General features: G+C 42.6%; 22 protein-coding genes. 2 read left to right on the forward strand and 20 right to left on the reverse strand.

Going from position 1 to position 19,562, the window contains the following annotated elements; all coding sequences use genetic code 11:
* Positions 1-3: 3 nt before the first annotated feature.
* From HC660_RS20805 to HC660_RS20850, 10 genes are all read right to left on the reverse strand, one after another.
* Positions 4-384 carry a VOC family protein gene (locus HC660_RS20805; protein ID WP_168749314.1) on the reverse strand — a complete coding sequence of 127 codons (381 nt, stop codon included), beginning with the start codon at positions 382-384 and terminating at the stop codon, positions 4-6.
* Positions 385-435: 51 nt separating this feature from the next.
* Positions 436-1,377, reverse strand: coding sequence for a transcriptional regulator CcpB (locus HC660_RS20810; protein WP_168749316.1), 942 nt, complete (start codon positions 1,375-1,377; stop codon positions 436-438).
* 58 nt (positions 1,378-1,435) lie between these two features.
* The gene (gene xth / locus HC660_RS20815; protein ID WP_168749318.1) at positions 1,436-2,194 is read right to left on the reverse strand and encodes an exodeoxyribonuclease III; all 759 of its coding nucleotides are present in this window, start codon (positions 2,192-2,194) and stop codon (positions 1,436-1,438) included.
* Positions 2,195-2,254: 60 nt separating this feature from the next.
* Complete coding sequence (gene rpsR, locus HC660_RS20820) at positions 2,255-2,494, reverse strand: 30S ribosomal protein S18 (RefSeq protein WP_010332656.1); 240 nt, start codon at positions 2,492-2,494, stop codon at positions 2,255-2,257.
* A gap of 42 nt (positions 2,495-2,536) precedes the next feature.
* Complete coding sequence (ssbA, locus tag HC660_RS20825; protein WP_010332657.1) at positions 2,537-3,055, reverse strand: single-stranded DNA-binding protein SsbA; 519 nt, start codon at positions 3,053-3,055, stop codon at positions 2,537-2,539.
* Positions 3,056-3,093: 38 nt separating this feature from the next.
* Positions 3,094-3,381: a 30S ribosomal protein S6 gene (gene rpsF / locus HC660_RS20830; protein WP_010332658.1), complete on the reverse strand. Its 288-nt coding sequence runs from the start codon at positions 3,379-3,381 to the stop codon at positions 3,094-3,096.
* 110 nt (positions 3,382-3,491) lie between these two features.
* Positions 3,492-4,592 carry a redox-regulated ATPase YchF gene (ychF, locus tag HC660_RS20835; protein WP_010332659.1) on the reverse strand — a complete coding sequence of 367 codons (1,101 nt, stop codon included), beginning with the start codon at positions 4,590-4,592 and terminating at the stop codon, positions 3,492-3,494.
* A gap of 126 nt (positions 4,593-4,718) precedes the next feature.
* Positions 4,719-6,722, reverse strand: coding sequence for a molybdopterin-dependent oxidoreductase (locus tag HC660_RS20840; RefSeq protein ID WP_168749320.1), 2,004 nt, complete (start codon positions 6,720-6,722; stop codon positions 4,719-4,721).
* Positions 6,723-6,772: 50 nt separating this feature from the next.
* A complete protein-coding gene (locus HC660_RS20845) occupies positions 6,773-6,979 on the reverse strand; it encodes a DUF951 domain-containing protein (RefSeq protein ID WP_010332661.1) in 207 nt (68 codons plus the stop codon).
* A gap of 93 nt (positions 6,980-7,072) precedes the next feature.
* A complete protein-coding gene (locus HC660_RS20850; protein ID WP_168749322.1) occupies positions 7,073-8,089 on the reverse strand; it encodes a YkvI family membrane protein in 1,017 nt (338 codons plus the stop codon).
* A gap of 561 nt (positions 8,090-8,650) precedes the next feature.
* On the opposite strand from HC660_RS20850, the gene yyaC reads away from it, so the two are divergent.
* Positions 8,651-9,268 (forward strand): spore protease YyaC, encoded by a 618-nt coding sequence (yyaC, locus tag HC660_RS20855; protein ID WP_168749324.1) that lies wholly within the window; start codon positions 8,651-8,653, stop codon positions 9,266-9,268.
* 37 nt (positions 9,269-9,305) lie between these two features.
* Here yyaC and spo0J read toward each other — a convergent pair whose 3' ends face one another.
* A complete protein-coding gene (gene spo0J / locus HC660_RS20860; RefSeq protein ID WP_168749326.1) occupies positions 9,306-10,154 on the reverse strand; it encodes a stage 0 sporulation protein Spo0J in 849 nt (282 codons plus the stop codon).
* Entirely contained in the window at positions 10,147-10,908 is a 762-nt protein-coding gene (gene soj, locus HC660_RS20865) for a sporulation initiation inhibitor protein Soj (RefSeq protein ID WP_010332665.1), read from the reverse strand. Before soj ends, spo0J begins: the two co-directional genes overlap by 8 nt.
* 248 nt (positions 10,909-11,156) lie before the next feature.
* On the opposite strand from soj, the gene HC660_RS20870 reads away from it, so the two are divergent.
* Positions 11,157-11,597 carry a PH domain-containing protein gene (locus HC660_RS20870; protein WP_168749327.1) on the forward strand — a complete coding sequence of 147 codons (441 nt, stop codon included), beginning with the start codon at positions 11,157-11,159 and terminating at the stop codon, positions 11,595-11,597.
* A gap of 43 nt (positions 11,598-11,640) precedes the next feature.
* Here HC660_RS20870 and noc read toward each other — a convergent pair whose 3' ends face one another.
* The 8 genes from noc to rpmH form a co-directional block, all read right to left on the reverse strand.
* Entirely contained in the window at positions 11,641-12,492 is an 852-nt protein-coding gene (noc, locus tag HC660_RS20875; protein ID WP_003219249.1) for a nucleoid occlusion protein, read from the reverse strand.
* 121 nt (positions 12,493-12,613) lie between these two features.
* Positions 12,614-13,333 carry a 16S rRNA (guanine(527)-N(7))-methyltransferase RsmG gene (gene rsmG / locus HC660_RS20880; RefSeq protein ID WP_010332667.1) on the reverse strand — a complete coding sequence of 240 codons (720 nt, stop codon included), beginning with the start codon at positions 13,331-13,333 and terminating at the stop codon, positions 12,614-12,616.
* A gap of 13 nt (positions 13,334-13,346) precedes the next feature.
* Complete coding sequence (gene mnmG, locus HC660_RS20885) at positions 13,347-15,233, reverse strand: tRNA uridine-5-carboxymethylaminomethyl(34) synthesis enzyme MnmG (protein WP_168749329.1); 1,887 nt, start codon at positions 15,231-15,233, stop codon at positions 13,347-13,349.
* 20 nt (positions 15,234-15,253) lie between these two features.
* Complete coding sequence (gene mnmE, locus HC660_RS20890; protein WP_026014643.1) at positions 15,254-16,633, reverse strand: tRNA uridine-5-carboxymethylaminomethyl(34) synthesis GTPase MnmE; 1,380 nt, start codon at positions 16,631-16,633, stop codon at positions 15,254-15,256.
* Between the two features lie 314 nt (positions 16,634-16,947).
* Positions 16,948-17,574 carry an RNA-binding cell elongation regulator Jag/EloR gene (gene jag, locus HC660_RS20895; protein ID WP_010332670.1) on the reverse strand — a complete coding sequence of 209 codons (627 nt, stop codon included), beginning with the start codon at positions 17,572-17,574 and terminating at the stop codon, positions 16,948-16,950.
* The gene (gene spoIIIJ / locus HC660_RS20900; protein ID WP_081638392.1) at positions 17,571-18,356 is read right to left on the reverse strand and encodes a YidC family membrane integrase SpoIIIJ; all 786 of its coding nucleotides are present in this window, start codon (positions 18,354-18,356) and stop codon (positions 17,571-17,573) included. Before spoIIIJ ends, jag begins: the two co-directional genes overlap by 4 nt.
* A gap of 141 nt (positions 18,357-18,497) precedes the next feature.
* Complete coding sequence (gene rnpA, locus HC660_RS20905) at positions 18,498-18,851, reverse strand: ribonuclease P protein component (RefSeq protein WP_010332672.1); 354 nt, start codon at positions 18,849-18,851, stop codon at positions 18,498-18,500.
* A gap of 146 nt (positions 18,852-18,997) precedes the next feature.
* On the reverse strand, positions 18,998-19,132 hold the full coding sequence (gene rpmH / locus HC660_RS20910; protein ID WP_003178075.1) for a 50S ribosomal protein L34: 135 nt from the start codon (positions 19,130-19,132) through the stop codon (positions 18,998-19,000).
* Positions 19,133-19,562: the final 430 nt, after the last annotated feature.

Genomic DNA, 19,562 nt, shown 5'->3' on the forward strand with positions numbered 1-19,562 from the left:
ATGTTAAATTGTAATCTCTATTAAATTTCCTTCCTCATCTTCAATTACACTTTCATAGTAGCCGTCCCCTGTCGTCCTTGGACCGCTTACTACAGCGAATCCGTCCTGCTTTAACCTTTCTGTCAGTTCATCAACATTCTTTTTGCTTCCAGTGGAAAAAGCGATATGCGCCCAGCCTGTCATCGTTTGTGTCGGCTGATCAGTCACATCTCCTTTTTTCATGATTTCCAGCCTTGCTCCGGAATCAAACGTCATAAAATACGACTTAAAATCTTTCTTCTCATTATGATAAAGAGAATTGGCTTTGCCATTAAAATACGTTTCATAAAAAGCCTTCATTCGCTCTAAATCTCTGACCCAGATGGCCGTGTGCTCAATATGCATGTCTTCCTCCTCCTTTGTCTTTCAATGAAGTTATAAGGGATGAAATGCATTTCAGTTCAAGCTTTTTTTCATGAATTGATGCTGAATTTTTATATCTATGGGATGTTCCTGCAAAAATAACGAAAATGCTGCGGTGCCCAGCTGCTCAAGATTCAGGTCAAGCGATGGGAAACAGAGGGCACGGCTGATAGAGGAATGTCCTTCTCCAATGATCTCAACATCCCAGTCTTTCTTTTTGGCAAATACATAAATTCCCGCTGCCACTTCATCACTGTTTGCATAAATAGCTGTTGGAGCCCGGCCGCTTGTATAGAAATACGCACCCGCCTGCTCTCCGTCGTCCATATGATTGCAGCCGGTCAGCATATGGCGGTCCTCCAGGCTGCCATAGACGGCCTGATAAGCCGCTGCTTTATCCGCCGTACTCGGGCTCTTGTCGGCGCTTCTCACGCAAGTAAAAGCGATATTCTCATGTCCGCGATTCTTTAGATATCGAAAGCTTTCTATGTAGGCTGCTTTTCTGTCATTGTAAGCACAAGGAATATCCATGTCTCCAGTATCTTCACAAGCGATAATCGGTCCATATTCTTGATAGGCTATTATACTGTCCCAGTGATTGGCTCGTGATGTAATAATGAGGCCATCTATTTTTTTCATTCTTAACAGCTCTAAATATTTGATTTCAATGTCGGGGTTATAGTTGGTAGGGAGGAGGGTTGTTGCATATTCATGTCTAAATGCCGCCTTTGTGATGCCGTTTACGATTTTATCAAAGCAAGGGTGATCGCTGTAAGGCAGGATTACACCGATCGTTTGCGTCTTGCCGCGAATGAGGTCGATCGCAGTTCGATTCGGTGTGTAGTCTAATTCCTCCATGACTTGATGCACCAGCTTCCTTTTTTCTTCAGACACGTACGGATGATGATTCAGCACGCGTGACACAGTCGAAACAGATACATTCGCCAATCTCGCAATCTCTTTTATGTTTGCCATCTCTTTCTCCTTTTTCATCATAAAAAAGCAGTAAGGATCAATCCTTACTGCTATCACGTCATATATTGATCGTAAGTTCAACAGGACAATGGTCGGAGCCCAAGACTTGTGCTGATATCTTGGCATCTTCAATCTGCCCCTTAAGCCGCTCAGAAACAACAAAGTAATCCAGACGCCAGCCGATATTTCTGTCCCGAGCCCCCGCACGATACGACCACCAGGAATATGCGCCTTCCAGATCAGGATATAAATAACGGAATGAGTCGATAAAGCCGGCTTCCAAGAAACGAGTGAATGCTTCTCTTTCTTGATCAGAAAAACCCGCGTTATTCCGGTTTGCTTTTGGATTCTTCAAATCAATTTCCTGATGAGCCACATTTAAATCACCGCACAGGATAACGGGTTTTTTCTTGTCCAATTCGAGAATAAACGCTAATAAAGCCTCTTCCCACTGCAAACGGTAATCGATGCGTTCCAGTCCTCTTTTTGCATTAGGCGTGTAAACGGTCATCACATACATGTTTTCAAATTCCAGCGTAATCACTCTGCCCTCTTGATCATGCTCTTCTATTCCAATGCCATACATGACTTTCAGCGGCTTTTGTTTTGAAAAAACAGCCGTGCCGGAATATCCTTTTTTCTCTGCATAGTTCCAATATACGTGGTAGCCTTCTGGCTCAAGATCCACTTGGCCGTCCTGAATCTTTGTCTCCTGCAGACATACAATATCGGCATCCTCGTCTTTCAAGTAAGAGAGGAAATCCATTTTTCTCATGACAGCCCGCAGGCCATTCACATTCCAAGAAATGAGCTTCATTTTTTATCCCCCTATAAAAAAGAGCAAGAACCCGAAGGTCCTTGCTCTTTACGTATCAGCTTACTCACCAGTTACGTATGGAAGTAAAGCCATTTGACGAGCGCGTTTGATCGCTGCAGTCAATTTACGTTGGTATTTAGCGTTTGTTCCAGTTACACGACGTGGTAAAATTTTACCGCGCTCAGAAACAAACTTTCTAAGAAGATCTACATCTTTGTAGTCGATGTGCGTGATGCCGTTAGAAGTGAAATAACACACTTTACGGCGCTTCGCACGACCGCCTCTGCGTCCTCCTGCCATTGTCATTTCCCTCCTTTCTTTGTCAATTTAGCGATATTCTCATTAGAATGGAAGATCATCATCCGAGATGTCAATCGGCTTGCCGTCGTTGGCAAATGGGTCATCATTAAAGCTGTTCCCCTGATTGCGTCTCTGGTTGTTTTGATTTCCCCCGAATGGATTATCATTTTGGCCTCCGCCAAAGTACTGGCCTCCGCCGCTGTTTCCTTCGTTGTATCCACCTGAACCAGAACCGCCGCCGCTTTTCGGCTCAAGAAATTGAACACTTTCAGCTTGGACCTCGGTCACGAAGACACGCTGCCCTTGCTGGTTTTCATAGTTTCTTGTTTGTAAACGGCCATCTACGCCTGCAAGGCTTCCTTTTTTCAGGAAGTTTGCAACGTTTTCGGCTTGTCTTCTCCAAGTGACACAATTAATGAAATCGGCCTCACGTTCTCCAGACTGGTTCGTAAATGTACGATTCACAGCAAGAGTAAACGTGGCAACAGCCGCACCGTTTGGCGTATAACGAAGCTCTGGGTCTTTTGTCAGTCTTCCGACTAATACAACTCGGTTAAGCATAAGAAAGACCACCTTTTACCATTATATTTCAAAATTGCTTATTCTTCTTCTTTAACAACAATGTGGCGAATGATATCGTCACTGATCTTAGCTAGACGGTCAAATTCTTGAACTGCCGCAGCATCAGCTTGAACGTTTACGATTTGGTAGAAACCGTCGCGGAAATCGTTGATTTCGTAAGCAAGACGACGTTTACCCCAATCCTTTGTTCCAGTGATCTCCGCACCGTTAGAAGTCAGAACGTTGCTGAAACGCTCGATAACTGCTTTTTTAGACTCATCGTCAATGTTTGGGCGGATAATGTACATAACTTCGTACTTTCTCATCTGTTTGCACCTCCTTTTGGACTAAGCGGCCCGTAATGGGCAAGGAGCAATAATTCTATTACTCACAATTTTATATTATACCAAAGCTCTTGTCCCTTTACAACTGCATCCTATACATTAAATCGGAAATGAATTACATCTCCGTCTTTTACCACGTAATCTTTACCTTCAAGACGGACTTTTCCGGCTTCCTTCGCTCCTGCCATGCCGCCGCCCGCAAGAAGATCCTCATAGGCAACCGTTTCAGCGCGAATGAAGCCGCGCTCAAAGTCACTATGAATAATTCCAGCGCATTCAGGGGCCTTCATGCCTTTTTTGAATGTCCAAGCTCTGACTTCCTGTTCACCGGCTGTGAAATATGTTGCCAGCCCAAGCAGGGAGTAAGATGCTTTAATTAGCTGATCAAGACCTGACTCTTCAATACCCAGCTCTTCAAGAAACATTTGCTTTTCATCGCCTTCAAGCTCAGCGATTTCGGATTCAATCTTCGCACAAACGACGATGACTTCTGCGTTTTCGCCGGCAGCGTATTCACGAATCTTCGCTACATATTCATTGCCAGACGGATCAGCCACTTCATCTTCACTTACGTTCGCAACATACAAAATAGGCTTTGACGTCAGCAAATGAAGCTGCTTTACAAGCTTTTGCTGCTCTTCAGTAAACTCAACAGAACGAGCAGGCTTTTCATTCTCAAACGCTTCTTTCAGTTTAGACAAAATGTCAAACTCAAACACAGCCTCTTTATCTTTTTGCTTTGCAAGCTTGCTGACACGTGTAATCCGCTTCTCGACTGTTTCCATATCAGCGAGAATCAGCTCAAGATTGATCGTTTCGATATCATCAATCGGATCAACTTTACCGGAAACGTGTGTAATATTATCATCAGAAAAAGCACGGACAACGTGGCAGATTGCGTCAACTTGGCGAATATGAGAAAGGAATTTGTTACCGAGACCTTCTCCTTTTGACGCACCTTTTACGATTCCTGCAATATCAGTGAATTCAAAAGCAGTCGGCACAGTCTTCTTTGGTTGGACAAGCTCAGTCAGCTTTTGCAGACGATCGTCTGGTACTTCTACAATTCCCACGTTCGGATCAATTGTACAGAACGGGTAGTTGGCTGATTCGGCACCGGCCTGTGTAATTGCGTTAAATAATGTTGATTTCCCGACGTTCGGCAAACCGACAATTCCAGCTGTTAAAGCCATTCTTTCATCTCCTCTATATAAAACCGTCATTGCATTAACGTATTTTGAACCTAGAGCAATTATAAGGAGGTTCACTGGAAAAGACAAGCTGACAAAAAAGCATCTTCAGCCTGCTGAACCTTCTCATTATGCTTTTTTCAAGCCCACTAAACAGTCAAAAAGCGTACTTCCCATTCCATTATCAGAATTTGTATCATTTGTCAGCGTATTGACGGAGCCGCCAAAAGCCGCCCACATGCCTTCATCTATATTTATCGTCTTCGGATGAGCCTGTTTCATCACTTTCACTTTGCCATTCAAACGGCCCCGATCATTGAAAATGACAACCTCGTCTCCATCCTGAAGATTCTGCTCAGCTGCTATGTCTGAAGAAATATCGACGTGTATGTGCTGAAGCTTCTCGATGAACGGAATATGCTGTGAATGATTAGAGCGCTGCGGATGAATAGACAAAAGCGTGTAAGGGTATTTTTCGGCAAGTTCTTCGTTATGGTAAACAGACTCCTCAGGCACATCCAATTGAAGTGCACCGCTAAATCCTTTTTCTTCACCTAAAGACGAAGTAAACTCAAATTTACCGCTTGGTGTCAGAAATTTAAAGTCATCCCACGGCACCTGTTTAACCGGAAGCGGGAGATGGCCTTTTTCTTTTAGGCGCTCAAGCGTTACACCGTCAGCCTCTAATGAAGAAAGCCCCATCTCCAAAAATGCTTCAGGACTGTGTTCAAAAAGCTCTCCAAACCCAAGGCGTTTTGCAAGCTCTGCCCAAATCCATCTGTCCGGCTTCGCTTCGCCCTGCGGTTCCACCAGCTTCTTCCCATACTGAACATAATGATGGTACATACTAGAATAGTAAATATCCTCTTCTTCAAAAACAGTGGCAGTCGGCAAAACATAGTCGCACAGCTTTGCCGTATCGGTCATGATGGAATCAATCGCTACGGTCACCGGAACCTTTTCAAATGCTTTTCTTACTTTATTTGTATTTGGCACCTGAGTCAGCGGGTTCCCGCATGTCACGATAATCATCTCGATCGCAGGATCAGCAGCAGTTAAAACCTCTTCAGCCTGTGTCATCATTGAAAAAGAACGTGATGTCGTTTTTAATTCCGGCATTGTCAGCTTTGTTTTTGCAAAGCTTTCACCAATCTGGACATTGCCAAAATTTGCGCCGCCGCCTTTAATACCAACGTTTCCGCTTGCCGCAACAAGCGCATCAATCCAGCGAATCGTCCCGCCGCCATTTTTGTACCGCTGCATACCAAGCCCCATAAAAGTAGACACAGGGCCATCGGCATACAGACCAGCAAGAAACTCCAGCTCCTCCATTGTTGTCTCTGTTTTCTCAGTAAATTCTTCTAAAGAAACGGTACTCAAAAGCTCTTTTACATCATCAAACCCGACAGAATGCTGAGAAATAAAATCCTCATCCGTTCTTCCCGTCTCGATCAGAACCTTCAAAACAGCCGCGGCAAGCCAGCCATCCATTCCCGGCTTTACAGAAATATAACGGTCAGCCAGTTTTGCAGTCGGATTAAAAATCGGATCAATCACCGTCAGTGTTGCGCCCTTTTTCTTTACCTGCTGCAAATGGTGATAAAGGTGCATATTTGTCCTTGATACATTTCTGCCCCACACAACGACGTGTTTGCTGTTGTAAATATCAAGCGGCCCGTGCCCATACGACCGGCCGAAATCCCAGCTTTGCGCCTCTATACCAGAGCCCCAGCAAATGCTTCCGACAATCTCTGTCACACCGCCATACGCATTAAAAAAACGCTGATCTAGCGCTTTTAACAAACCGTTATTGGCGTAATCATGGCTGTGCAAAACTGCTGTTGTTTCTGACGTCTCCTTAATGTCCCGAAGTTTATCGGCAATTTCATCAAGAGCCTGCTTCCAGGAAATCCGCACAAACTCGCCATTTTGTTTCTTCATCGGATAGCGAAGCCGATCAGGCGAGTTTGTTTTCGTCTCTAGCATTCTGCCGCGGCCGCAGATTTTTCCTTCTGTAATCGGATGGTTTGGATCTCCGTCCACTTTTGTTACCTTTCCGTCATCAACAGTCACCACAAAACCGCAGCTGTCCCAGCAATTCAGAGGGCATGCTGACTGATGCACTTTGCTCATCGCCGTCTTCTCCTTACCTTCTATATGAAAAAGCATGAGTGTCAGCCTTTTTATGAAGTAGGCTCCTCATGCTTGACCAGTACTTTTTTTACTTTTCTTTCAAATTCTTTTCTGGGAATCATCACACTGTGAGAGCAACCCTCACACTTAATCCGAATATCCATTCCCATACGTATGATTTTCCATCTGTTTGCTCCGCATGGGTGCGGTTTCTTCATTTCTACAATATCTTTCAGGCCAAAGTCTTTATCCGCCAAGACCCTTCACCTCTCTTCATAAACTGCTGAATCTATTGTACAAAAAAACTGATCACTAGAGCAATCATCATACCCAAAAAGAAGAACATCCTCTTATTTCCATTTACTTAAAATAGGATATAACAGCAAACAAACTAATAGATAAAGATTCAGCATTCCATAAATGGGATACAGAAAAGCGATTAAATCGGAAAAACCGAAAGAAGTAAAAGGCACCATCAACACTAACAGAATCAATACAATCATCCATCTCGGCATGTTTAGAAATGCCATGAGCCGACTGGACAATCCGAATAAACCAGCCACTGTCGTCGTATATATCGCAAGGCACAGCACCGCAGTCATACATAAAAAAAGAAAATAAGGGGCGCCTTCCAGAACGGCAAACAGCGGAATTTCAAATTGAGAAAGGGAGCCCGCCAGCTCCACTAATGTTTCATTATAAACAAAAGAGATCACGCCAAAAATAAGACCGCTGGCCACACTGGCGATTTTAGCTTCCCCCAGCCCTTTCATTTCTTTCCCGACAGACGATAAAATCGCGACCACCGAAAGAATATTTAAAGAAGTAAACGTAATGCTGGCAGGCCAGTTATACTGCCGGCTCAAATCTATCGTCCACGTATGGTAATGAGTGCTCTGAAATGAAAATAACGCGTACAGCAGACCCGCTACTAAAATAGGAATTAAAATGGCATTCACAGATAAAATCCCATTCACATCCCAAAAAAACAAACAAACCGTCACGATGCACAGCAGCGCAATCCCCCACCAAAAAGGGAGCTTGTACATCTGCAGCGTCACTCCGCCTCCTGCGATCATCACCATGGTTGTAGAAAATAAATAAAAGACAATGAGAATATCATAAATTTTCGCCAGCCACGGTCCCATTAAATGTTCAAGAACCGGCAGAAAGTGAGTGGATTGAACCTTAAAACTGATTTTCATCACAATATAAGACGAGAAAATGAACATTACTGTAAACAGCACAATAGCCAGTCCGCTTTCTGCGCCAAAAAACTGCCATATCTCCTGACCGCTTGCATATCCGGCGCCGATCAGACTGCCCAATATAAGGAGCATCCACCTCATTCCGGCTCTCCACAACATTATCACCTCATAGGTACAGAGTTCAGCTTGTTTCCGTTATTGTTACTATATAAAACGCTAATAACAAAAATGCCTATTTTCATAGAAAAACAAAAAATAATGACTGGAGTGAAATTATCATACAAAATACACATAAAAAAAGACCGCCTAAACAGGCAGTCAAAATACAGAATTCCATTCTCCACTTTCTCCACCAAGCTATCCTGATACTTCCTAAAATAAATGTTCGACAGGCTCAATGCCAAAAATTCAAAAATCCCGGTATTAGAAGTCAATTTCAATCCTTCGATCATTGTAAACTTCATTAGGCGTTCCGTATTCACATGATTGCTTCATTACCAGAACCATAACCAAGTTAGACAGCAGACCAAATCTTGCGTCACCTGAAGCGCTGCGACACAATACTTGTAAACAACCTCTATCATCTCCTCTCTGTATTCAAAAATCCGTAAACAGACACAAAGCATAAAAAACCTAACTGCTGGATATAATGTAAACAACCTTACATACCAAAAAAACACATCCCTAGCAATTCCGATACCTAACAAGGAAGTGAAACCTATGAATCGAAAAGGCGGGCTTTTTTCTTCTCAGGAACGAGTAAAGCAATATGTTTCACATACAGATAAAGCTGCAGCAAAACAAATACAAACGATTCTTTCTTCATCCTTACGTAAAGCTGCCGGCAGACCAATTGTTGTGGTTTGTATCGGAACAGACCGTTCAACTGGTGACTCATTAGGCCCGCTCGTAGGAATGAAACTCAAACAGATGCAGCTCACCAGATTCCACGTCTACGGCACCCTGTCTGATCCCGTGCATGCTGTAAATATGAAGGACAAATTAATGGAAATTCACAAATTACATAAAAACCCATTTATTATAGCGGTGGATGCATGCTTAGGGCGTGTGAAAAGCGTAGGTTCATTCCAAATCGGAGAGGGTCCTTTAAAGCCTGGGGCCGGTGTACAGAAGGATCTTCCTGAGGTAGGCGATCTCCATGTGAACGGAATTGTAAATGTGAGCGGTTTCATGGAGTACTTTGTTTTACAAAATACAAGGCTTCACTTGGTCATGAGTATGGCAAATGTTCTTGCTGAAGGACTGAGTTTAACAGATCGAACAGAGTGGAGGCAGGAACGGCTTAGTCCGCTGCAAAGACTCACAGGACGATTATAAAACAAAAACCATCTTCAATAGAGATGGTTTTCTTTCATTACGACTCTCGTTCTGATAAAAGCTCTAAGATCCGTTCAAGATCCTCGTTGGAGAAAAACTCAATTTCGATCTTGCCTTTTTTCTTTTGTCTCTTAATATTTACTGTTGTACCAAAATAATTTTGGAGATACGATTCCCGTTCTTTGATAATCGCATCCTTCACAGGTTCTTTTTTCTTTGTTTCACGTGGAACATTCTCATTTAATTGCTGAATCAGCTGCTCAAGCTGGCGAACGTTAAGCTGTTCTGCAATCACTTTTTGCACAAGCGGTTCAAGCTTGTTTTTATTTTTCAAACCAAGAAGTGTGCGGCCATGCCCCATAGAGAGCGTGCCTTCCGCAATCAGCTGCTGAATGTTCTCAGGCAGTGTCAGCAATCTTAAATGGTTGGCAATATGCGGCCTGCTTTTTCCTAGACGTTTTGCAAGCTGCTCTTGCGTAACATCTAAGTGCTTAAGCAAAGAGTCATAAGCCTGAGCCTCTTCCAGCGGTGATAAATCCTCACGCTGAAGGTTTTCCAGTAAAGCAATTTCTCTCATTAACGCCTCTGATAATTCACGGACAATCGCTGGAACAGTTTCTAATCCTGCAAGCTTTGCCGCCCGAAAGCGCCGTTCACCCGCAACGATATCATAGCCTTTTAAAGATTTTCTGACGATAAGCGGCTGGAGAATGCCATGCTGCAGCACAGATTCCTTTAGCTCAGCTAGCGCTTCGTTGTCAAAGTGTTTTCTTGGCTGATAAGGATTAGGGCGTAAATCGGTAACTTTGATTTCCTCAACTGTCTCTTCAGACAAATCAACCTGATTAAACAACGCATTAATCCCTTTTCCAAGGCCTTTAGCCATTCGCAGCCACTTCCTTTGCTAAATCTAAATATACTTCCGCTCCTCTTGATCGCGGATCGTATAAAATGATGGGTTTACCGTGACTCGGTGCCTCGCTCAAACGGACATTACGCGGAATAACAGTCTGATATACTTTATCTCTAAAGTATTTTTTCACCTCTTCAATCACTTGAATGCCAAGATTTGTCCGGGCATCAAGCATCGTCAGCAATACGCCTTCAATCATTAAATCAGTATTCAAATGCTTTTGCACTAGACGTACTGTATTTAATAATTGGCTCAGTCCCTCTAAGGCATAGTATTCGCACTGTACAGGTATGACAACTGAATCTGAAGCAGTCAACGCGTTAATTGTCAGCAATCCCAATGACGGAGGACAATCAATAATAATATAATCATAATTCTGCTTCACTGCTTCAAGCGCTCTCTTAAGTCTTACTTCTCTTGAAATTGTCGGAACCAGCTCGATCTCAGCTCCTGCAAGCTGTATCGTCGCAGGAATCACATCCAAGTTCTCTACTGAAGTTGCTTTAATAATATCTATTACATCTGCATCATCTACTAAAATATCGTACACACACTGATCTACATCGGCTTTTTCAATCCCCAATCCGCTCGTTGCATTCCCTTGCGGATCAATATCTACCAGCAGAACCCTTTTCCCTATGTAAGCTAAGCATGCTCCAAGGTTGACAGACGTCGTTGTTTTTCCGACTCCGCCTTTTTGGTTCGTAATTGCTATGATTTTTCCCACGATGTCACCTACTTTCACATGAACATGTACTGTCATGTTTCTATTTTATCAAAAAAAGATTAAAGCGTTTCACTTTTTTCATCATTTTATCTTTTATCAGAAGGGAATATTTGAAAATTCAATCAGCGCTTTATTGCTTTCTCTTATAAATTCTAATCCTTATATGTTTTTTTGACTTAAAAAAGGGATTTTAAATAGAAAAAAAGAAGAAGTTACAATAAAGAAAGTACAAACAGGACGGTGATCATATGGTTTACAAAACAAAAAGAGATGCACCCGTTACTCTTATGATTGTGTTTCTCATATTACTGATACAAGTAGATGCCATAGTTCCTTTTGTGCTGGGAAATATGAGGATATCCGGCTCGATCATTTTTGTTCTTCTGACTCTCTTAAATGTGCTCATCATTTGGAGTTTCATTGATCTGAAATATGTATTGAAGGAGCACCGTTTGATCATTAAAGCCGGATTGATCAAATATCAAATTCCTTATGAAAAAATCGACAAAGTGATTCAACAAAAGAAGCTGTGGTCAGGTTTTCGGCTTATTGGATCACGACATGCGATTACAATTTATTATCGGGGAGGCTGGGGACATGCAGTCATTTCTCCAAAAGACACGGAAGAATTTATCCAGCAGCTCAAAGAAAAGAATTCTAATATAATAACCGCAGCTAAAAGTAATTAATTTCCTTTTAGCGAAAAAGCTCTCCTGGACAGCAGGAGAGCTTTTATTTTGGTATGCGAATCGTCAGTTGAATATATTCTTCAAATTCTTCTTCTTCCGTATTCAATTTTACACCGCTGTCTTCGACCATTGACAGTGACTGGCGAATCGTGTTCATTGCAATTCTAGTATCCCTGCTGAACGCTTTGCGTCTAGGCTTTGGTTTTCTCTGGCCTTGCTCCAGCATTTTAACCACGCGGTCTTCTGTCTGCTTTACATTTAAGCTTTTCTCGATTATCTCTGTGAGCAGTGTGACTTGGAGCTCAGGCTGTTTCAGGGGAATCAGCGCTCTGGCATGACGCTCAGTGATTTTCTTCTCCATGATTGCGTCTTGAACCGGCTGAGGCAGCTTTAATAGCCGCAGCTTATTCGCAATCGTTGACTGTCCTTTTCCTAAACGCTGCGCCAGTGCTTCCTGTGTTAAATCATGAAGCTCAAGGAGCCTTGCGTAGGCATGCGCTTCCTCAATCGAAGACAATTCCTCCCGCTGCAAATTTTCAATTAACGCCACAGAAGCGGTTTCCGTGTCGGAAAAATCCTTAATAATGGCCGGAATCTTTTCCCACTCGAGCGATTGCACTGCTCTCCAGCGTCTTTCACCTGCAATGAGTTCGTATTGGCCTTCTTCTTCTGTATGCCTGACAACAATCGGCTGAATAATGCCGTGTGTATGAATGGTCATTGCTAACTCTTTGATTTTTTCATCTGAGAAAATGGTGCGTGGCTGAAAACGGTTGGGAACGATAGCATTTACCGGTATTTCAAGAATCTCTTCTTTGTTTGTCTCATGTTCAGCAATCTCCGGTTCCTGTTCCTTCTCACCAAGCCCGAAGAAACGAGAGAATGAATGCTTCATGTACCTACACCACCTTTAAAAACTGCCATTTTTATAATTCTATTTTCTCATGGTTTTTCCTGCTGTACCGTCATTAATTTTGAAGAAAATATGATGGTATTGTCATATCAGGCTGTCTAAATTACCCTTCAATTGGCGATTTATTAGGAGTTCCCGGTTTTCTTGGATACTTCTTAGGTGTATTTTTAATCTTGCGTATCACCATAATATTACGATCGCTTTCTTCAATAGGCAGCTTAAAGGAATAGGTATTCTCCAGTTCTCCTCCAAGCGTTGTGATTGCTTTTTTCCCCGCATTTAATTCTTCTTCAGCAGATGCGGCTTTTAAAGCAACAAATAAACCGTTTTTCTTCACCAGAGGCAGACAAAGCTCGCTTAAAACAGATAGTCTCGCAACCGCTCGCGCTGTCACGATATCATAGCTTTCCCGTATGTCCTTCCGTTGCCCGAATGTTTCAGCTCTATCATGGCAAAATGTCGTATTCTCCAATTGTAAAGCTTCAGACAGCTTTTCTAAAAATGTTATTCGTTTGTTTAATGAATCTACGATTGTGACATGAAGGTGCGGAAAACATATTTTAATCGGCAGACTCGGAAAACCCGCTCCCGCTCCGACATCACAAATCGTATTCACCTGATTGAAGTCGACATAAAATGCAGCTGTAATGGAATCATAAAAATGCTTCAGATACACTTCTTTTTTCTCTGTAATCGAAGTCAGATTGATTTTTTCATTCCACTCAACCAGCATATCGTAATACAGCTCAAATTGCTCCAGCTGACGAGGAGAAAGGGAGATCCCTTTTTCCGCCAGTCCAGAGGTGAATTCTTCAATATTCATGCCGTCATCCTTTCTACTCGGCTATCTTCGCAATGCGGCCCTGCTCTAAATATACCAATAGAATTGAAATGTCTGCCGGGTTCACACCGGAAATACGGGAAGCTTGGGCAACAGACAAAGGCCGTACGTTTTTCAGCTTTTGACGAGCCTCAGTTGCAATCCCTTTAATTGCATCATAATCAATTCGATCAGGGATTTTTTTGTTTTCCATCTTCTTCAGTTTTTCCACCTGCTGAAGGGATTTTTCAATATACCCTTCATATTTCACTTGAATTTCTACTTGTTCTGCCACTTCTTGCGGAACCGATACTTCTGGCGGTGCAAGTTTAGTCACAGTTTCATAGTTCATTTCAGGACGTTTCATCAAGTCTGTGCCGCGTACTCCATCTTTCAATTCGCTTCCGCCAAGAGAACGGATATATTCTTGATTTTCTGGAGACGGCTTGATAATCACAGAATGCAGACGTTTTTTCTCCGCTTCGATGGCCGCTTTTTTCTTTTCAAAAGCCGCAAATCGCTCATCAGAAATTAATCCGATACGGTGGCCGATTTCTGTCAGACGCAGATCTGCATTGTCATGGCGAAGAAGCAATCTGTATTCAGCACGAGATGTCAAAAGACGGTATGGCTCATTTGTTCCTTTTGTCACAAGGTCATCAATGAGAACACCAATGTAGGCGTCAGAACGGCTTAGAATCACTTCTTCTTTTCCAAGCGCTTTTCGCCCTGCATTGATTCCCGCCATAATGCCTTGTCCCGCGGCTTCTTCATAACCGGATGTTCCATTAATTTGGCCGGCAGTGTAGAGATTTGTAATTTTTTTCGTTTCAAGCGTCGGCCATAGCTGAGTCGGTACAATCGCGTCGTACTCAATCGCATAGCCGGCTCTCATCATTTGAACGTTTTCCAGACCCGGAATCGTTGCAAGCATTCTTTGCTGCACGTCCTCTGGAAGACTAGTAGACAAACCTTGAACATAAACTTCCTGCGTATTTCTGCCTTCTGGCTCAAGGAAAATTTGATGACGCGGTTTATCATTAAAACGAACAACTTTATCTTCAATTGATGGGCAGTATCTCGGACCTGTACCTTTGATCATACCGGAATACATCGGTGAACGGTGCAGGTTGCTGTCGATAATTTCATGTGTCTCAGGGCTCGTATATGTCAGCCAGCAAGGAAGCTGATCTGTGATATATTCAACCGTTTCATATGAGAAAGCGCGAGGCACTTCGTCACCAGGCTGAATTTCCGTTTTGCTGTAATCAATCGTGTCGCTTTTGACGCGAGGCGGCGTACCTGTTTTAAAACGAACCAGGTCGAAGCCCAGTTCTTCCAAATGCTCAGAAAGCTTAATAGAAGGCTGCTGGTTGTTCGGACCGCTTGAGTAAGAAAGATCACCGAGAATGATACGCCCTCTCAAATATGTTCCAGTCGTCATGACAACAGCTTTCGCGCGGTAATGCGCACCGGTTTGTGTAATGACACCGCGGCACTCGCCGTCTTCTACGATCAGCCGCTCCACAATTCCTTGCAGCAGCGTTAAGTTTGGTTCTTTTTCAAGCGTATTTTTCATTTCGTGCTGATATTGGAATTTGTCTGCTTGGGCACGCAATGCACGGACCGCAGGACCTTTTCCAGTATTCAGCATTCTCATTTGAATATGCGTTTTATCGATGTTTCTGCCCATTTCTCCGCCAAGCGCGTCAATTTCGCGGACGACAATCCCTTTTGCAGGGCCGCCGACAGACGGATTACATGGCATAAACGCAACCATATCTAAGTTGATGGTCAAGACAAGCGTTTTGGCGCCTTGGCGTGCTGATGCGAGGGCAGCCTCAACACCGGCATGCCCGGCGCCAATCACAATCACATCGTATTGGCCTGCTTCATACCCCATGATTCTAATTCCTCCTTTTATTATTTTCCTAAACAGAACTGTGAAAAGAGCTGATCAATTAAGCTTTCGTGGACAGCGTCTCCAATGATTTCGCCCAGAAGCTCCCAGCATCTTGTTAGATCAATCTGCACCATGTCGATCGGGACATCCTGTTCGATGCCGCTAAGCGCGTCTTCAATGGCGCGTTTTGCTTCCTGTAAAATTGATATATGACGTGTGTTGCTGACATACGTTAAATCTCCGCTTTCAATAGCACCTGTAAAGAACAGCGATTGAATCGCTTCCTCCAAATCATTAACGCCTTCTTCTTTTAGAAGAGATGTCGTTACAACAGGACGTCCATTGGCCAGCTCACGTACACGTTCTATGTCAATTTTCGCCTCGAGGTCAGTCTTATTCATAATAACGATGACGTCCATTCCCTTAACGGCTTCAAAAAGCTTCACGTCTTCTTCAGAAAGCTCTTCACTATAATTGAGCACAAGTAAAATCAGGTCTGCTTCCTTCAAAACCTGACGAGAGCGTTCAACACCTATTCGTTCAACAATATCCTCTGTTTCACGAATACCTGCAGTATCAACAAGACGAAGCGGAACACCTCTCACATTCACGTATTCCTCAATCACATCCCGTGTCGTACCCGGAATATCGGTAACAATGGCTTTTGCCTCGTGAACCAGGCTGTTCAGAAGAGAAGACTTCCCGACATTCGGACGGCCGATAATGACAGTGGAAAGACCTTCCCGTAAAATTTTGCCTTGCTCAGACGTTCTAAGCAGCGCCTCAATTTCTTTTTTAACGGAGCTTGCCTTTTCAACTAAAAGCTGATGTGTCATTTCTTCTACATCATCATACTCCGGATAATCTATATTTACCTCAACATGGGCCAGCGTTTCTAAAATATCATCGCGCAAACGGCGCACCAAAGCAGAGAGACGCCCTTCCATTTGATTCAAAGCGACGTTCATTGCCCGATCCGTTTTCGCTCTGATTAAGTCCATTACCGCTTCCGCCTGTGAAAGGTCGATTCGGCCATTTAAAAATGCGCGTTTCGTAAATTCACCAGGCTCCGCCAGTCTCGCTCCCTCTCTTAAGGCGAGCTGGAGCACTTGGTTTACTGTCACAATTCCCCCGTGGCAGTTTATTTCTATGACATCTTCACGTGTAAAAGTTCTCGGTGCTTTTAACACCGATACCATTACTTCCTCCACAACCCGATCGGTACGTTTGTCTACGATATGGCCGTAATGAATCGTGTGTGATTCGACCGAGCTGATCGTTTTCCCTTTCGGCCCTTTATAAATCCTGTCGGCAATCTGGATTGCTTCCGGTCCGCTCAGCCGTACAATAGCAATCGCACCCTCACCCATCGGTGTAGAAATGGCCGCAATTGTATCCATGTTGTTCACCTCTCTTTTCTATACTCTCATTCATCTATATAAAAAATATTTTATTATGCCAAAACTAAAAGATAACATAGTTTGGTTCGAAGTGGAAGATGTGTTATCCACAGACTTAGAAATTCATCCCTTATTACTTTAACTTATCCACATGTGAATAACAATTAATTTTATTTCCTGAACTTCCTTTTTATCAACAGGATACACCTAAAAAGGAAAAACTTAAACGGAAAAAGCTTGATATTACAAGGGAAAATAGATTTTTCTATACAAAAAAACCGAAGCTCCGATTTTTACCGGACTTCGGTTTTATGTTATCTTTTCTGGGAAATAACGAGGTGGCGATTATCGCCTTCACCCATTGAATACGTATTGATCTGCTGATTTGCATATTTGGAAAGAGCATCATGAATGATTTTTCTTTCACTGGACGGCATCGGTTCTAAATGAACATCTTTTTTTGTTTTCAAAACCTGGTCTGCCAGTCTCACAGCCAGCTGACTCAGCGTATCTTTCCTTTTCGAACGGTAGTTTTCTGCATCTACCGTCACATTTTTATACTGATCTGAATAACGATTAAGGACAAGCTGGGTCAAAGTTTGAAGGGCATTTAAGGTTTGTCCTCTTTTCCCAATCAACAATGCCGCTTTTTCACCCGTTATATGGAAACATACTGCCTTTTTGCTTTCTTTTACAGTCACATCAGACTTTCCGGCAATGGATTCGGCAATTCTTTTAAGATAAATCCTTGTTTCCTGAATCGGATCAAATTTTTCAGCCAGCTTTACGATTGCCGGCTTTTTGCCGAATATACCGAGGAAGCCTTTGTTTCCTTCCTCAATAACGGTAATGTCAACTTCATCTCTCGTTAATTGCAGCTCACGTAATCCGGACTGTACTGCTTCATCGACATCTCGCCCTGCAGCAGTCACATTCCTCACTTTTTCTTTCCTCCGGCTTTTTGCGGCTGAGGATCTTTTTTAATATCAGGCCCTTTAATGAGGAAAGTTTGCGCAATCATAAACAAGTTACCGACTACCCAATAAAGAGAAAGCGCCGCTGGGAAGTTGATCGCAAACACAATGATCATAATCGGCATAATCCAAAGCATCATTGCCATTTGCGGATTTTGCTGCGCGTTGCCCGCCATCATTAATTTTTGCTGTACGAAAGTAGCAACCCCGGCAACAATCGGAAGAATATAGAAAGGATCTTTTTCCCCTAAGTCAAACCATAAGAAACTGTGCTCTGAAATCGCCTGTGTTCTCATGATCGCATGATAGAATCCGATTAAAATCGGCATTTGAATTAAAATCGGGAAACATCCTGCCAATGGGTTGACGCCATGCTTTTGAAATAAAGCCATTGTTTCCTGCTGAAGTTTCTGCTGCGTTTTTTGATCCTTTGAGCTGTATTTTTCTTTAAGCTTTTGCATTTCCGGCTGTAAAGCCTGCATCGCTTTCGAGCTTCTCAGCTGCTTGATCATCAGCGGCAAAATTAATAAACGGATTAAAATTGTAACAATAATAATTGAAAGTCCATAGTTGTCTCCCGTCAATTTCGCAACATACGTAATGAGCTCAGACAATGGAAATACTACGTACTTGTCCCAAAAATGCGGACTATCTGCAGTGATCGGCTCTTTGACACTCGAGCATCCAGCCAAAAGCATGAATACGCCGACCATACTTAATAGCAACCATATTCTCCTTTTCAACAACATTTCCTCCTATAATCATTCTTTACACTCTCTTATTACAAAACATACTTGTATGTATTTTAGCATCTTTCAGTTTTAAATGGTGTCTTTTTCTGTTCAACCAGAAAGGAAGCGCTTTTAAAAGTTGTAAGAAAGCAGTGGCACCTACTTTTTTGACGAAGTTTTCTTATATAATGAGGCCTTCCTGAATAAATGCTGCAGACTTTTTTTCGTTTCCTCAAATGTCAGCTGACTTGCTGGTTTTCTGGCAATAATAATATAATCCTTTTCCTTCAGCCTGTCTCTCTCTTCTAGAAAAGCTTGCCGGATTAAACGTTTTATCCGGTTTCGCATTACTGCATTGCCAATTTTTTTGCTGACGGAAAGACCAACGCGCAGCTCATCGTTTTCAGGCTGATCAAGCGTATATAAGACAAACTGGCGATTCGCTACTGATGTGCCATGCTTAAACACTTTTTGAAAATCTTCATTTTTCTTTAAACGATTTCGCTTCTTCAAATTGACTCACTCCGATACTGGCTGGCAGAAACTTTTAATTTTATTTGAAAATGAGATGTGCAGAGAGAGGGATATCCCCCGCTCATACACATCACATATATCTTTTCCCTTAAAGTGAAAAAAGACCACTGACATTATTCAGTGGCCTAAGCTGATAATACTTTTCTGCCTTTGCGGCGACGGCGCGCTAAAACTAGACGACCGTTTTTTGAACTCATACGGCTTCTGAAGCCATGAACTTTACTGCGTTTACGGTTATTCGGTTGGAATGTTCTTTTCATTTATGACACCTCCCTCGAGGAATAGCTGTTAAAGACAGTCTTACTTATTATATTTGCGTTACCTATTCATTGTCAACTTCACTAGTGCTTTTGTTTCTTGCAACCATAATAGGATACCATACCTTCTCGACTTTCGAAACCTTATTTTTTCAGATTCCTGAATTTAACGAAAAAAAGTCAGATACAAATGACATTCTGAGCTGAAAATTCGTGATGTGGATATCTTTTTTCCCTTTTTTTAATATCCACAAAGGTTATCGACAACATTTTCACACTGCTAACTCCTGTGGACAAATTTTTTTCAACAGGTTGTCTGCTTTGTGGATAAGATTATGACAACCATTGCAAGCTCTCGTTTAATTTGGTATTATATTTGTGTTTTAACTCTTGATTACGAATCTTGCTTTCACTCTTTATCCACAAACTGTGG

Source organism: Bacillus mojavensis (genome assembly GCF_012648005.1).
Lineage (GTDB): Bacteria > Bacillota > Bacilli > Bacillales > Bacillaceae > Bacillus > Bacillus mojavensis.

Coding starts and splice junctions, on each gene's coding strand:
- rpmH (WP_003178075.1), bottom strand. CDS start 19,132: ATGAAAAGAACATTCCAACCGAATAACCGTAAACGCAGTAAAGTTCAT.
- HC660_RS20810 (WP_168749316.1), bottom strand. CDS start 1,377: ATGGCAAACATAAAAGAGATTGCGAGATTGGCGAATGTATCTGTTTCG.
- ssbA (WP_010332657.1), bottom strand. CDS start 3,055: ATGCTTAACCGAGTTGTATTAGTCGGAAGACTGACAAAAGACCCAGAG.
- spo0J (WP_168749326.1), bottom strand. CDS start 10,154: ATGGCTAAAGGCCTTGGAAAAGGGATTAATGCGTTGTTTAATCAGGTT.
- noc (WP_003219249.1), bottom strand. CDS start 12,492: ATGAAGCATTCATTCTCTCGTTTCTTCGGGCTTGGTGAGAAGGAACAG.
- HC660_RS20870 (WP_168749327.1), top strand. CDS start 11,157: ATGGTTTACAAAACAAAAAGAGATGCACCCGTTACTCTTATGATTGTG.
- HC660_RS20805 (WP_168749314.1), bottom strand. CDS start 384: ATGCATATTGAGCACACGGCCATCTGGGTCAGAGATTTAGAGCGAATG.
- rsmG (WP_010332667.1), bottom strand. CDS start 13,333: ATGAATATTGAAGAATTCACCTCTGGACTGGCGGAAAAAGGGATCTCC.
- rpsF (WP_010332658.1), bottom strand. CDS start 3,381: ATGAGAAAGTACGAAGTTATGTACATTATCCGCCCAAACATTGACGAT.
- ychF (WP_010332659.1), bottom strand. CDS start 4,592: ATGGCTTTAACAGCTGGAATTGTCGGTTTGCCGAACGTCGGGAAATCA.
- xth (WP_168749318.1), bottom strand. CDS start 2,194: ATGAAGCTCATTTCTTGGAATGTGAATGGCCTGCGGGCTGTCATGAGA.
- HC660_RS20850 (WP_168749322.1), bottom strand. CDS start 8,089: ATGTTGTGGAGAGCCGGAATGAGGTGGATGCTCCTTATATTGGGCAGT.
- mnmG (WP_168749329.1), bottom strand. CDS start 15,233: ATGGGGTATGAAGCAGGCCAATACGATGTGATTGTGATTGGCGCCGGG.
- rpsR (WP_010332656.1), bottom strand. CDS start 2,494: ATGGCAGGAGGACGCAGAGGCGGTCGTGCGAAGCGCCGTAAAGTGTGT.
- HC660_RS20840 (WP_168749320.1), bottom strand. CDS start 6,722: ATGAGCAAAGTGCATCAGTCAGCATGCCCTCTGAATTGCTGGGACAGC.
- spoIIIJ (WP_081638392.1), bottom strand. CDS start 18,356: ATGTTGTTGAAAAGGAGAATATGGTTGCTATTAAGTATGGTCGGCGTA.
- yyaC (WP_168749324.1), top strand. CDS start 8,651: ATGAATCGAAAAGGCGGGCTTTTTTCTTCTCAGGAACGAGTAAAGCAA.
- mnmE (WP_026014643.1), bottom strand. CDS start 16,633: ATGGATACAATTGCGGCCATTTCTACACCGATGGGTGAGGGTGCGATT.